Here is a 14,587-nt window from a genome sequence, read left to right on the forward strand (position 1 = left end):
TTAAAGAACCTGCAACGGGTTCACGGATGCCGTCGATGTCAACGGGAGGAGCAGCGATAAATGCGATGATGAAGCAAGTGGTAGCTGCTAACAAGGTGGGGATCATTAATACACCGAACCAGCCGATATATAGGCGGTTGTTGGTGCTTGTGATGAACTCACAGAAACGATCCCATACGTTGGCGCTTTGGCGCTGTTGAATGGTTGCGGTCATGTTTTTATGATTGCTCTGTTTATAATATCGGCGAGTTGTTTTTCTCACCTCTATACAAATAATAAACTGTATATTTAGTTTTGTAAAGAGAATTAAAATTAGTGTTGTTTATAGCTTTTATAGTTTTTCCTAATGTAGTGGCGTTGACAGACATGATCATGGGACGGGCAAGATGCCCATCCCACAAGATTTATAGATGATTGATAGGTGAAGATCAACCAGGAGGCCATGCCATAGGACGACCGCCTAAGATGTGTATGTGTAGGTGATAGACAGTTTGACCGCCATCGTTACCAGTGTTCATGACTACGCGATAACCGTTTTCTAGTCCTGCTTTTGCTGCAACTTTTTGGACTGTTAATAATAGATGTCCTAATAATGCTTGATCTTCTGGTTGGGCGGTAGCTATGTTAACTATGGGTTTTTTGGGAATGACAAGGATGTGAACTGGTGCTTGAGGGTTAACATCTGTAAAAGCTAAAGCTAAATCATCCTCATAAACGATGTTTGCGGGGATTTCCCGACGGATGATTTTACCGAAAATGGTATCTTTGGTTTCACTCATCTGGTTTTACCTAGTATATCTGTTAGAGATTTTAGGGGATAGTTGGGTGAGGTGGCGTTAGCGATCGCTTACCGTAGGTATCGCTTGTTTGTAGAGAAGGGAGCATCCCAATTTTGAAAAAATAACCGCAGCAACACCAAAAAATCTCTGAAACTCTCTTACCTTTGTGTCCTTCGCGCCCTTTGCGGTTAAATAATATCAACCTCAATTCTGAATTTCAGTGGATTAGTAGAGAAAGTGATGTACTTATCCGCGCTGAGAGTCAATAATACGGAAAATTTCTGGTTCTTAATGAACTGCAATTGCGGTATAAACCAGAAATGCCTCGAAGAGTGCGAGCTTATGCAGGACTAGCTGAGGAAAAATATCAATTACCCACCTATCCTGTACTCATTAACATTCTGAAAACAGGTAATGAAGAAATACCAACTCGATATCAGTCAAATATTGCTGGTTTGGAGGTGCGTCAAGATTACCGAGTAATTAATCTTTGGGAAGTAGATGTTAAAATTGCCTTAGAACAACCTTTACCTTCTCTACTGCCTTTTGTACCAATTCTCAAAGGTGGTGAAGATGAAACTATAATTCGGGAAGCATTGCGTTTATTAAAAGCCGATGAACAGTTAAACCAATTAGAAACAGTTCTGGCTTTTTTTGCTACTTTTGTATTAGATAGTGCCTTAGTTCAAGAAATCATGAGGTGGGATATGGCTGTTTTACGTGAATCACCTTGGTATCAGGAAATATTGAAACAAGGGGAAAAACAAGGTGAAGAAAAAGGGAAAAGAGAAGAAAGAATCTCAAGTATTGAGTTATCTTTAGAAGTGAAATTTGGCAATGAAGGATTAAAGTTTATGCCGAAAATATCAGAAATATCGGATTTTGAAACATTAAAAACAATTCAACGTTCAATTCTCACAGTTGAAAGTTTAGAGGAATTAAGACTGATCATGGAAAACTTGTAATCATTAATTACTCAAAGAGTGAATTGAGAATCAAGTAATGCGTAAAGAACAATAAAGATAAATATTGCTCAAATATTACCAGCTTGAAAAATTTGTTGGGCAGTCAAATTCAAATCTGGAAAAGTTGGTGATATGATCTTTTCATCATTTCTAAACTGGGTTACTTGATACTCACCATCAATCAATAAATGAATAGATATAGTAGGTTGTTTAGGACTACCTATATAACGAATACCTCCTAAACCTAAATAATCAATAATCCAATATTCAGGAATACCAATCTCTTCATAATCTCGTAATTTTGTCAAGTAGTCATCACGCCAATTAGTGCTAACAACTTCAACAATTAAAGGAATAGAAGCAGCTTGAGTTACAGTTGATTGTTTTTGCCACAGGGTTTCATTGACTAAATTAGTTTTGTTTAAAAATAAAATATCTGGTACATAACCTGATTCGCTTTCAGGTGGTTTGACTAATGCTTGTTTGGGAATGGAATAAGATAATTTCAGTCTTTTGTATTCAGTTACTAATTCTTCTATCAAGAATCCTATGATATCTTCATGTGGTCCTAATGGTTGTGACATTTCCACAATTACTCCATTATGCAGTTCATAGCGTTCTCCATCTGGTTTCCAATCGGCAAATTCTGCAAAGGTTACTGGTTTTTGTAAAACTTGAACCATGATTTATATACCTTAACTTCATCGTTATGGATGATTTAATTATACTTGATAGAAAATGAATTATCCCAACGACAGCAGTTTGCGAAGGTATGCGGTACGCATTTTGCAGCCAAGATACCTGCACCACAAAAGTTTGATTATTGCAGGTTGTACTTCATTTGATGAAATATGCTGTATCAATTATCGGGGCATCGAGACTAAAAGAGGCTGAACGGGTGACAAGGCGGTTAAACAGCTTGTTTCATAAAAGACAGAGCCTAAAAGACCCGTTGAAAAAACAGGTCTTTATGTATTAAGTAATTTTATTTACTTATTTCGGAATATGTGTAAATGTTTATTTGTAATCAATGCACCTAAATAAAGGATTTTCAGCATCTTAATAGATATTAATAGCTTGTATAATAAATTTTCTCAACTCCAAATAAAATCAATATTTATACTATTTTGCGGGGGGGGGGTAAATGATACCATCCACTGATATTGTTACATGTCTACCAAAAGACATATTTTTTCAACCCAATGTTTTAGTTACTTAATACTTAATAAGGAACTTACACCATGATTCGTCGTTTTGCCCTAGCTTCGGCAGTCTTAATCGCTGCCGCTTCTGCTACTCCAGCAATGGCAGGTGCAGCCACATCAAATCTGCAAGTCTCAGCTACTGTTCCTGCTAGCTGTACTATTACTACCACTGCGTTGGATTTTAGTAATTATGACCCAACAGGTGCTAATGCTAGTAGTGGTAATCACCTAGAGATAACCGGAAGTCTGACAACAAATTGCTCTAGTGGTACTGTAGCAACTATTACTTTGGGTCACGGTAGTAATGGTCATCCCCTATCTAGTGATACTAGCCCACTTCGTATGCTTAAAAACGCTGCTGGTAATCAAACTCTTAGTTACTACCTTTACAGTTCGTTATCTCCTCAAACAACGTGGGGAAATAGTGCCAGTACTGGTGTAGCAGTTACTGGAACTGGTAGTGCAGCGACTACTACTATTTACGGTAGAATTCCTAAGGGACAAAGTGTTCAAGCTGGTTCGTACACTGATACTGTAGTAGCTACAGTCACTTATTAATAAATAGAATCTAATCCTGAGATGCCCGACTTCTTCAATAATTCGGGCATCTGTTTGTTGAGAGGTTGTTTGAAAAGCTATCCATCTTCAAACCCATGATGTTTTACCGTACCTACCAACCAAAACTACTTTTTTTCCTGAGCCTGGTATTTGGCCTATCCCTAAAACCCTCAACAGCTTGGGCGGGTAATTATAGCGTTAATCCTATTAATGTTGTGCTTTCTCCCAGAGTTTCCACTACTCTGCTAAAATTACGTAATCAGGATAATAGTCCTGGTAGCTTTCAATTCAAAGTATTCAAATGGGAACAAAATGCCCAAGGAGAAGACAAACTCACCCCTACTGAAGATATTATTCTGTTTCCATCTCTACTTACCGTAGAATCCCAGGGAGAGCGGCAAATTAGACTCGGTTCTAAAGTTCCTATTAATACTGTCGAAAAGACTTACCGATTGATTGTGGAAGAAATACCGACCAAAACCAGTCAACCCACTCAGAATGCCATCCAAATCTTAACCAATTTAAGTATTCCTATTTTTCTACAACCGAACCAAATCAACCAGTCAGGAAAAATGGGACAACTAGCAATCAAAAAAGGTAATTTATCTTTTGAGATTAATAATACTGGTAATGTGAATCTTCGTCCACAGCAGATTACAGTGCAAGGACTAAGTGCCACAGGGGAAAAAATTATTGAAACTGCTGTTAATAGTTGGTATATCTTAGCAGGTAATACTAAATCCTACAGTGTGCAATTACCACCTAAAGAAAAATGTAATGGGGTCAAGAAACTGGTAGTGGAAGTCAAAACCGCAAAAACCACCTTTAAAGAAACCCTAGACACTCCCCAAGGTGCTTGTGCTGCCGCTAACCCCCCTTAGTCCCCCCTAGCAGGGCTAAATTTCTCAAAGTCCCCCTTAAAAAGGGGGATTTAGGGGGATCGAATCCCAATTCAGCAACGCCAATACATCTATTCCTATCTGCGTTTATCTGCGGTTAATTATTTTCAAAATGCTTACAAAGTCGCCCTCAGTTGCACCGTGTCCTGGTAATTTCCCGCCGGCACATTTTGCCCCGCCGGAATCTTAATATAAACATTGATATTACTAGCTGAACCCGTACCAGTCAATGACAAACCAGTGTCATCAGTATTGCCCCAAATTATTGTCTTAGATTCATCTTGATATAATTCATACAATAAGAAATTTCCTGCACCATCAGTCATGCGGCGCACGGGGTTAGTGTTTGTGGAGGTAGGAGAGGGATTTTGTCCTTGTCCCAGGGTGATTTTCCCAGGAGTATTACTCGGTAACGTAATAGCGATTGGTATTGTTGCCCTTGCCGGAGTAGACGGATTAGTTACGTTCTCAACTGGTATTGGCACGGGAGCCGTAGGTGGGGTAATCGTGATACTAGGAACTACTGAAGCAGAAACATTCAAGTTAGCATTTGCGCTACCTGCTATTGCGGGAGTAGGGGAACTGGCTATAAGTAGTAAAAAAGTCAACAGAGAAGGGCGCAATTTCATGGGTTTATGTCTGTAAATAACGGGTCGTTGTTGCTGCTGGTTTCTGCTTGCAGTGTTCTAGTCTGTTCTGAGGTTGCTGCACAAGAACAAAATGCCATTTTGGAACTGACAGTTAACCAGGTGTCCAAAGAAGCAATTTTTGTGATTTTACGCCCCCAGGATATTCTTGTTAGTCTTCCTGATTTAGAAAAAGCCGGGTTACAGGGTTTTGCTGGTAGTCGAGAAACTATTAATAATGAAATTTATGTTTCTCTGGTTTCCTTAGCTCCCCAGGTCAGCTATATTTTTGATGAAAAAGCCTTAACTCTAAGTATAACAGCCCAACCGGAATTATTAAAGAGTAACTCATTTAATTTAGGTCGCCAGTCACAAAAAAATATTACTTATAGTCAAGATACTAGTGTTTTCTTTAATTATGCTTTTAATTTACCTGTTGACATTGAAAAATTCAACCTTAACAATTATACATTTTTTGGAGAATCAGGATTAAGCATTAATAAAAGTTTACTTTATAGCAGTTTTTCCCGCAAAACTGACGGTTCTTGGTTGCGAGGTTTAACCAACTTCACCTTAGATAATCCCCAGAAAATGACTAAATGGGTAGTTGGTGATTCCTTTGCCAGCACCGGTGATTTAGGGGGAGGAATGTTTATGGCTGGTGTGAGTAAATCACGGGATTTTGGACTAAATCCTGATGTGATTCAACAACCAACTTTTAGTTTATCTGGTGCAGCCTTAACACCTTCCAAAGTGGAGGTTTTTGTTAATGGACAAAGAGTAAATCAAACAGAAGTACCCCCCGGTCGCTTTCAATTTGATAATTTACTCCTACCCTCCGGTAGTGGTTATAAAAAAGTTGTAATTCGTGATGCTTTGGGTCGAGAACAGGTCATTACTTCACCTTTTTATTTTGCTCCAGGGTTGCTAAAACCCGGTTTATCTGACTACAGCTTTAATTTAGGTTTACGGCGATTTAAACTAGATTCTGATAATTTTAATTATGGTTCTTTGGCCTTTCTCGGTCGCTATCGTCAGGGTATCACCAACTCCCTGACCCTGGGCGGGCGCTTGGAAGTTGCTAGTAACCTAATTAGTGGTGGTTCTACTCTAACCACTACCCTACCCTTTGGGGCTTTAGGACTATCCCTAGCCGCCAGTAGTGAATCAGGAATTCCGGGGGCCGCGGCTGCCCTCACTTATAGCTATTCTGGTCGTAATATCGGTTTTGGTGGTTCGGTGCGGCTGTTGAGTGACCGATATGCTAATTTAAGTTTGACGGCATTGGATGACAGAGCCAAGTTAGAAAATAATGCTTTTATTTCTGTCTCTCCTACCCGTAATTTAAGCTTAGGTTTGCAGTATGCGTCCTCTGACTTCCGTGACAAAGGACACAGTAACCGCCTAGCTCTCACCAGTAGTTTGCGTCTCAATTCCCATGCAGATTTATCTATAAATCTCAGCCGGTCTAACCAACCTACACAACCAACTACAAATGAACTATTTATCGGTTTCAATTATACTTTAGGTAATGCTAGGGCTAGTATTAATCGGCAAAATACCAATGGTAAAACTGCAATTAACTCAACTGTATCTGTGCAGAAATCTCCACCGGCGGGCAATGGCTTGGGCTACCGTCTTCAAGTTAACCCCAACGGGGAAAAAATTCCCGCCAATGGTAGTATTCAGTATCGCGCTCCCTTTGGTGTTTATGAGTTAAACCTCAACCGCAATAATGGTAAAAATAGTGGCTCTGTTAATATCTCTGGTAGTATTATCGGCATAGGAAATAGTGTTTTTCTTGCTCCTCCTGTCACCCAAAGTTTTGCACTCATAAAAGTTCCAGGGGTGAGGGGTGTGCGTGGTTACAGTAATAATCAGGAAGTTGGACGCACTGATTCTCGCGGTAATTTAATAATTACTAATATGCGCCCTTATAATGGGAATAATTTAAAAATCCAAGATGAAGATATTCCTTTAAACTACAAAATTGATGCTAATGAAAAAGTAATTACTCCACCTTTTCGGGGTGGGGCGGTTGTGCCTTTTCCTGTGCAACTAATTCAGAGTATTGTTGGTATATTGTCGGTAGAAACATCAGGAAAAACTGTAATTCCCTCCTATGGTCAATTAAATATCACTGTGAATAATCAAATTATTAGCTCACCTATTGGTAAGGAAGGAGATTTTTATTTAGATAGTATTGCTCCGGGAAAATATCCAGCTAATGTGGACTATGAAGGCGGTATTTGTAATTTTGAGTTAACTATTCCCCAGTCTCAGGAACAAATGGTTAACTTAGGTAATTTAAAGTGTATCATTCCTTAGATGGTGTTTTAAAGGTTTTTAATGTATAAATAAACCCCTCTCCAAACCTCTCCCCGCGTCGGAGAGAGGCTTTGAAACCCTCATTCCCTTGTAGGGAAGGGGGATTAGGTTTCTAGAGATTATCGGTTTCATCTAATACTTTTCAAACAACCTCTTAGATGGTGTTTTAAAGGTTTTTAATAACATTTGTATTCGGTGATTTCACTCATTGTTAATTTACCTGAAAATCTGTTTTGATATAATTAGAGTTTATTCATATATGAACAATGCTGGCTAGAGTCTGGAGTGCATCTATTGTTGGTATCGACGCGGTGAAGGTGGGTGTGGAAGTGGATGTTTCTGGTGGTTTACCAGGAATTATAATTTTAGGTTTACCAGATTCCGCGATTCAAGAATCTAAAGAACGGGTAAAAGCAACATTGAAAAATGCGGGTTTTGCTTTTCCCCTGCGAAAGATTGTAATTAACCTGACTCCCGCAGATTTAAGGAAAGAAGGACCTGCTTTTGATTTACCTATTAGTGTGGGAATTTTAGCAGCTTCTGAACAAGTAAAACCTGATTTATTAGGGGATTTTTTATTTTTAGGTGAAGTTTCTTTAGATGGTAGTTTGCGTCCGGTTTCTGGTGTTTTACCTATTGCCGCAACTGCTGAGAAAATGGGAATTTCTGGTTTAGTTGTTCCTATGGAAAATACTCAAGAAGCTGCGGTAGTGGAAGGTTTAAATGTTTATGGATGTAGTAATATTTCTGATGTAGTGAATTTACTAAATAATCCGGGGAAATTCAAACCTGTTAAATTAAATGAAAACCCAGAAACTTTAATTGCCACATCTTCAATTTTAGCAGATTTACAAGATGTCAAAGGACAAGCTCATGCACGTCGAGCTTTAGAAATTGCTGCTGCTGGAGGACATAATTTAATATTTGTTGGACCTCCGGGAAGTGGGAAAACAATGTTAGCAAGACGTTTACCAGGAATTTTACCACCTTTGGAATTTTCGGAATCTTTAGAAGTTACTCGGATTCATTCTGTAGCTGGTTTATTAAAAAATCGTGGTTCATTAGTACGAGAAAGACCTTTTCGTAGTCCTCATCATTCTGCATCGGGTCCGTCTTTAGTTGGTGGTGGTAGTTTTCCCCGTCCTGGTGAAATTTCTTTATCTCATCGGGGGATACTTTTTTTAGATGAATTAACGGAATTTAAAAGAGATGTTTTAGAGTTTTTACGACAACCTTTAGAAGATGGTTATGTGACTATTTCTCGTACTCGTCAATCTGTCGTTTTTCCGGCACAATTTACATTAGTTGCTAGTACAAATCCCTGTCCTTGTGGTTTTTATGGTGATACAATTCAACCTTGTACTTGTTCACCTAGACAACGAGAACAATATTGGGCAAAGTTATCAGGACCTTTGATGGATAGAATTGATTTACAAGTAGCGGTAAATCGATTAAAACCAGAAGAAATTACCCAAGGATCGACGGGAGAATCATCAAAATCTGTGCGGGAAAGAGTGCAAAAAGCACGGGATATTGCGACAAATCGTTTTCAATCAGAAACTAACGTTAAATGTAATGCACAAATGCAAAGTCGTCATTTACAAACTTGGTGTAAATTAGATGATGCTAGTCGAAATTTATTAGAAACTGCAATTAGAAAATTAGGGTTATCTGCAAGAGCGAGCGATCGCATTCTCAAAGTAGCACGCACCATTGCAGATTTAGCAGGAGATGAAAATTTAAAACCTCAGCACGTAGCAGAAGCAATTCAATATCGGACTATTGATAGAATGCAATGATTGGTGATTGGTGATTGGGTAATCAATTTTATGTTTCCCCATTATTACCTATTCCCTATTCCCCATTCCCCATGCTCACAAAAGTTTATAATGGATTGCTTTTTAAGGACGAGTTAGGGGGATCTACTAAAGATCGAAATGTCGGTGAAACCGATGATCAATTTTATTTGTTTTGCTTTGATTACAAGTTAAACAAAGGGTTTGCAGGTTACTAATATCGTTTTTTCCACCACGGGATAAAGGGATAATATGATCAATACTGAGGTTTGTTTCTAGGGAAGTTTTACCGCAGCTTTGACATTGATATTTATCCCTTTGATAAACATACTTTCTCACTTCTGGAGGTATGGGAATACGTGGGGTTTTGTTCATATTGATTGACTAAATTCTTGAAAATCTTTTTCTACTTTTTGAGCATAATTGCGGGCATATTCTATAATAGAGTTATTATAATAATGCCATGATGTAGTTTGAGCAAATTCAATTAATTCATCAGAAATAGCTGAACCTTGTCTTCCACTACTGCGTAATTGATCCCAAGCTGTAACTTCGGACATTGTTTGGATTAATTTTTCTAAATGTCCTAAATTTCCATCCCAAGCTTGTAAATGGACTGTATCTTTTTCTGGTTGCAATTCTTTTAAAACATAAGATTTTTCACCATCATTGATATGTTCTAATAATGCAGGTGCAATACCTTGAAAACGATTTTGAATTGCAACAACTCTTGCACCTGGAGTTTCCCATTTTGGTTGAGAAACTGTTAAATAAGGTTGTAAAGAACTGGGTTGAGTTTCTTTAAAATCTAGTAAATAATTTTCATCAGGTGAACCATTACCTTCTACTAGAACTATATAACGTTCTAAACCTAAACTACCATTACCAGCAATGCGTTTTTCTACATCGATAATTTCATAAAATTCTGGATTTTGATCTGTCGTATGATGCCATTGTCTAATTAAGTTTTTAACTTTGTTTTGTTCTGCATCTGTAGCTTTTGCAATTCGTTTATCATCAACTACTAAACGTCGCTTACCTTTCTTTTCTTTGGTGTATTTATCTAAAAATTTAGCCCGTTTTCTGTGTTCTAAACTGTCTAATAATTCTTTGACTAAACCTGTTGCAGTTTCTTTTTCTACGGTTCTAGCTTTTCCATCAGCGAGATTTGCAGCGTAGGTTTTTAAATAAATCTCACTTAAATGTAATGCTTCTTCATCATTTATTCCCACTGCATGAGAACCAACAATAATACTTGTGATAAATCTCACTACATCCCAGGTACAAGGTGCAAGTACAGATTCATCAAAATCATTAATATCAAAATAAACTAAACGGTTATCACCTTTATAACTTCCAAAGTTTTCTAAATGTAAATCACCACATATCCAGGTAAGAGGTGCATTATTCAAAAATGAATCTTGAGGTAAATCTTCATAGAATAAATGACAAGTTCCCCGAAAGAAAGAAAATGGATCGGTAGAGATTTTTTTATATTTTAATTTTAATAATTCTGGATCTCTTCCGTGGTTGAAGGTTTCGATGCGGGTTTTGATTTTGTTCATAGATGGATGTTGTTTGAATCAGGATGTTTAGGATTTAACGAATTAAACCTGCATTTTTAAATATATCATCAGGTGTAATTTGCAAACCTGATAATAATTCATGACTGATAATTTGCTGATTTCTATAAGTGTTAGGTAGAGAAGATGAGGTAAAAACTGTGATAATTTGCGAAACTGTATCTACTACCCAAACTAGAGAAATTCCAGCTTGTAAATAATAGGTAGCTTTTTCAATCATATCGCCAAAAGTTTGACCAGGAGAAATAACTTCAATTACTAATTCTGGTATCACTGGACAAGGTTCATCTTTTAACCAGTCAATAGGAAGACGCTCATAAGAAACATAAGTTAAATCTGGTACGGGTATCCAATCTTGTTGATTTTTAGTTAATTTTACACTCCATTCAATGACAACACGGCCTTTTTCTTGCGCCCATTGAGATAATAATATAAATAGTGAACCTGTGGTTGAACCGTGAAAAAATTTAGGTGACATTTGTTCATTTTTATATTTAGGTATAGCTTCACCGTTAACCAATTCATATATAGTATCACTTTCAGGACATGCGATAAATTCTTCGAGGGTGAGTTTATTTTTAAGTTGAATCATTTTTTGTCTGAATCAAGATTTACAGGATTTAAGGATTTACAGGATGGGGTTGGATGTTTAGATTTGATGTTTAGATTTGGGGATTTTTTGTATATTGTCTAACAGGGAATAATTATACTAAATAATATTTTTAAATTTATTGTTTTTAACATAAATTAATTTTCTGAACATAATATAATATCAATATCAGTATCAGTATATAATTTCTATCTTTTTATCACATCCTGAAAATCCTTAAATCCTGGATATCCTGATTCAGACAAAAAATATCTATGGGGAACACAGAAAAACCCACATTCACCAAAAACAAATATACCTCCTTTTATCACATCCTGAAAATCCTGAAATCCTGGATATCCTGATTCAGACAATTTATTTATGATGATATATCCTTGATTTGACGACGTAAATCATCAAGAGGTGATTCTGGTTCTTGAATTTGTGCTGTTTCTTTAATTTCTGGTTCATCAGGACAAAATTCTAGGGAAATTTTCATTCTAAATTTTCCTTTTTGCCAAGTTTTACTAGGTTTTAAAATCTGACAATCAACACCCTTGATCATCCAATCAGCAGTATTCTTTATGGAAGGTAAAACTCGACTATTGATAGATTTTAACTGCTGATCTAATTCATCTAATCCACTACCCTTTAAAAATATATTCAATAACGCTAAGTGTAATTGACTTGTTTTGAATAAACAATCATGAAAATCTAGGATAATCTCAGTCTTTACAGAATCCAAAATTTCAAACTTATCTTCCATCTCTTTTCCTCCTCTCTGCGTCTCTGCGTCTCTGCGTGAAAAAAATATAAATTGTGGTGAACACAGAAAAAACCTGCATTCACCCCAATATTATACTACAACTACACCTCTTCCCCACCAATCACAGGTAAAAGATGTTCATATAACTGCATAGATTGTAGACAATTATTAATCCCCAAAACCGCAGAATTATACTTCTGAATTTTCTCCTCAACCTGATTCAACAAACGTTGATTATTAGCAATCTTTTCCTCAGCTTCCTGTTGCAAAGTCTTCTCTAAATAAGCACGTGCTTGGGGATAAAGTTGTAAAATCTCATCCGCTTGTTTTTCCCCCATTGGTAACAACTGAGTTTTAATAGTTTGGTTGATAGTTTGACGGAAAGATTGACGAATAGTGTAAGAAACTTTCGGTTCAAAATCTAACTTCAACAATTGTCTAATTGCAGGTTCAGCTTCTATCACACTTTCTGCATCATAACCTTGTGAAGTTTGTTCTAATACTTGTCTAAATTGATAAATCGAAAATGTACCTTCATTATAAAATCTGGAACTTTCGCGTACAAATCTATCACATTCTACCCTTGCAGCAGTTACCAAAGCTTGAGAAATCAATTTTTCAACCTCTCTTACCTGTAATTCAATTCCCCCATCATTACCCAACAAACGATACAATTGACGGTAATATTCTGATTTTCTAATCTTATCCATTAACAGTTGGAATAAATTAGCAATCACCTGTTCACAAGACTCAGTTAAAATATCCTCCAACTGATTTGATAAATAATAAAAAGCTTCCACCAAAATCGCTAATAAAGGTGCGGTTGCATTGCGGGGATGACTCAAAGTTGCACGACGGTAAGCATCAGCAACAGAAAAGGTATCTAATAATTCATCCAAACGACGAATCATTTTTGATTGCATTTGCCGAAAATCATTTTCAAATTCTTCACAATGATTATTAATGATTTTATTGACTTCTTCATTAATATGTTGATTGAAATCTCTACCAACCTGCTGGAGTTGCTGATTTAATTTTTGCAACTCGTATTCTTTCATACTTTCAATTTCTCGCGGTTGACTATCTAATTCTCTTTGAATATTTTGATAGTATTTTTCTAGTTTAATACAAATATCTCCTAAATCATCCGCGAGGTTTTTAAATAACTGTGGACGTTTCTCTTCTGTCAGATACCGGGTAATTGCATTGCGAAATTCCTCAATTCCACTATCTTGAATCAGTTGTTTAATTAACGGTGTTCCCTGTTCATTTAAAATTCTCACATAGTTTTGATTAGGACTTTCAAAACCGTTAAGAGAAATGCGAAATTGGATCGGAGAAAGTTTACCAGCACACACACAATAATTATTGAAAGCATAAACAAATTGTGGAGTTTCTTCTTTCCCGTCTAAACCTTTGACACTTTCTGCAAAAATTGAATCTAAACCAAATCTATCTAACTGACTGGTTTGTTTTAAAAGACTTCCATAAAAACCTAACAAACCACTGGTTTTATAAACTCTTTGACTTTCGCGAAATTGTCCATTAATTAAATCTTCTAATCTTTGTCGCAGTTGGTTATTGTACCAAGTTTCATCAATGCGGTTGAAAATATAAAAAACCCTGTCTCTAATACCTGCATTTCCCCGCATAGTTTCCAAAAGTTCTGTTTCTTCTTTTGTCATATCTCCTGCGGATGCAGGTTTGAGAACACAGACTACTGCGGATGTATCGGGATGTTGAATTTTTGCATAAGTTAATTGTGCATCTTTCGCTACTGGTGCATCAATTCCTGGTGTGTCAATAATGATATTTCCATCTTCTAAAAGGGGATGATGACAATAATATTCAATCCGTTTTAAAACCGCGCTATTACTACCTCGTCTTGCATATCCCGCAGCTTCTTTGAGGTTAGAAAAGTTAAATTGTTCCATTGAATAAGTAGCATTATTCAAAGTATTAATTCTCTCCCGATTTGCTACATATCCATCTAATAATAAAGTTAAGGCTTTAGCTAGTTTTGCATGTTCTGATTTACTTTCTCCCCCTTCTTTTTGGATAATTATATCACACCCTTGATGCAATAAATCAATTACATCTTGTTTGTTGATATTATCAACAGTATTGAATCCCAATTGTTGACATAAAAAAATCGCTTGTTCTCTGATTTCTGCTTCACTCAAAAAAGTTAAAACTACCCTTTCTTCATTTGCAGACGCATATTCAATTTTACATTCTGTTCCTGTTGCGTGTCCTTCTGCACTATATAATAATTCTCTTTCCAAAAGTGCATTAATTAACATTGATTTCCCAGCACTAAAAGCACCTGCAAAAACTATTTCAAACCGGGGAGAAATTGCTTTATCTAAAGATATCTGCACAGATGTCACATCTTGAGAACGCAAAGCAGGTTCTTGATGTAGTAGTTGCAGAATCGTCTCAACTTGTGTTTGCAGTTGTTGACACTGGGGCGCTAAATTTGACATGGTAAGT

12 protein-coding genes and 2 pseudogenes are annotated in these 14,587 nt (G+C 36.8%); 5 read left to right on the forward strand and 9 right to left on the reverse strand.

What is annotated here, in order from left to right; genetic code table 11:
* Both IQ237_RS14500 and IQ237_RS14505 read right to left on the reverse strand, forming a co-directional pair.
* Positions 1-214: pseudogene (locus IQ237_RS14500) on the reverse strand (photosystem II q(b) protein); the annotation flags it as partial.
* A gap of 214 nt (positions 215-428) precedes the next feature.
* Positions 429-779: a histidine triad nucleotide-binding protein gene (locus IQ237_RS14505; RefSeq protein ID WP_194056315.1), complete on the reverse strand. Its 351-nt coding sequence runs from the start codon at positions 777-779 to the stop codon at positions 429-431.
* A 203-nt stretch (positions 780-982) separates the two neighbouring features.
* On the opposite strand from IQ237_RS14505, the pseudogene IQ237_RS14510 reads away from it, so the two are divergent.
* A pseudogene (locus IQ237_RS14510) lies at positions 983-1,744 on the forward strand (Rpn family recombination-promoting nuclease/putative transposase); the annotation flags it as partial.
* A 68-nt stretch (positions 1,745-1,812) separates the two neighbouring features.
* Here IQ237_RS14510 and IQ237_RS14515 read toward each other — a convergent pair.
* Complete coding sequence (locus IQ237_RS14515) at positions 1,813-2,427, reverse strand: Uma2 family endonuclease (RefSeq protein ID WP_194056317.1); 615 nt, start codon at positions 2,425-2,427, stop codon at positions 1,813-1,815.
* 558 nt (positions 2,428-2,985) lie between these two features.
* Between IQ237_RS14515 and IQ237_RS14520 the strand changes: the two genes are divergently transcribed.
* Complete coding sequence (locus IQ237_RS14520; protein WP_194056319.1) at positions 2,986-3,507, forward strand: spore coat protein U domain-containing protein; 522 nt, start codon at positions 2,986-2,988, stop codon at positions 3,505-3,507.
* A 95-nt stretch (positions 3,508-3,602) separates the two neighbouring features.
* Positions 3,603-4,388, forward strand: a complete 786-nt coding sequence (locus tag IQ237_RS14525) for a molecular chaperone (protein WP_228020295.1) — start codon at positions 3,603-3,605, stop codon at positions 4,386-4,388.
* A 134-nt stretch (positions 4,389-4,522) separates the two neighbouring features.
* Here the strand turns inward: IQ237_RS14525 and IQ237_RS14530 are convergent, their stop codons facing one another.
* Positions 4,523-5,035: a spore coat U domain-containing protein gene (locus IQ237_RS14530; RefSeq protein WP_194056321.1), complete on the reverse strand. Its 513-nt coding sequence runs from the start codon at positions 5,033-5,035 to the stop codon at positions 4,523-4,525.
* 6 nt (positions 5,036-5,041) lie between these two features.
* Here IQ237_RS14530 and IQ237_RS14535 point away from each other — a divergent pair, with 6 nt between their 5' ends.
* On the forward strand, positions 5,042-7,360 hold the full coding sequence (locus IQ237_RS14535; RefSeq protein ID WP_194056323.1) for a fimbria/pilus outer membrane usher protein: 2,319 nt from the start codon (positions 5,042-5,044) through the stop codon (positions 7,358-7,360).
* A gap of 266 nt (positions 7,361-7,626) precedes the next feature.
* On the forward strand, positions 7,627-9,159 hold the full coding sequence (locus IQ237_RS14540) for a YifB family Mg chelatase-like AAA ATPase (protein WP_194056325.1): 1,533 nt from the start codon (positions 7,627-7,629) through the stop codon (positions 9,157-9,159).
* Between the two features lie 126 nt (positions 9,160-9,285).
* Here IQ237_RS14540 and IQ237_RS14545 read toward each other — a convergent pair whose 3' ends face one another.
* From IQ237_RS14545 to IQ237_RS14565, 5 genes are all read right to left on the reverse strand, one after another.
* Positions 9,286-9,531 carry an HNH endonuclease gene (locus IQ237_RS14545; RefSeq protein ID WP_194056327.1) on the reverse strand — a complete coding sequence of 82 codons (246 nt, stop codon included), beginning with the start codon at positions 9,529-9,531 and terminating at the stop codon, positions 9,286-9,288.
* The gene (locus IQ237_RS14550) at positions 9,528-10,721 is read right to left on the reverse strand and encodes a DUF2252 domain-containing protein (RefSeq protein WP_194056329.1); all 1,194 of its coding nucleotides are present in this window, start codon (positions 10,719-10,721) and stop codon (positions 9,528-9,530) included. Before IQ237_RS14550 ends, IQ237_RS14545 begins: the two co-directional genes overlap by 4 nt.
* A 34-nt stretch (positions 10,722-10,755) precedes the next feature.
* Complete coding sequence (locus tag IQ237_RS14555) at positions 10,756-11,331, reverse strand: Uma2 family endonuclease (RefSeq protein WP_194056331.1); 576 nt, start codon at positions 11,329-11,331, stop codon at positions 10,756-10,758.
* A 376-nt stretch (positions 11,332-11,707) separates the two neighbouring features.
* Positions 11,708-12,094: a KGK domain-containing protein gene (locus IQ237_RS14560; RefSeq protein WP_194056333.1), complete on the reverse strand. Its 387-nt coding sequence runs from the start codon at positions 12,092-12,094 to the stop codon at positions 11,708-11,710.
* 101 nt (positions 12,095-12,195) lie between these two features.
* A complete protein-coding gene (locus IQ237_RS14565; RefSeq protein WP_194056335.1) occupies positions 12,196-14,580 on the reverse strand; it encodes a dynamin-like GTPase family protein in 2,385 nt (794 codons plus the stop codon).
* Positions 14,581-14,587: the final 7 nt, after the last annotated feature.

The sequence above is a fragment of the Sphaerospermopsis sp. LEGE 08334 genome, from assembly GCF_015207205.1.
In the GTDB taxonomy this organism is placed as follows: Bacteria; Cyanobacteriota; Cyanobacteriia; order Cyanobacteriales; family Nostocaceae; genus Sphaerospermopsis.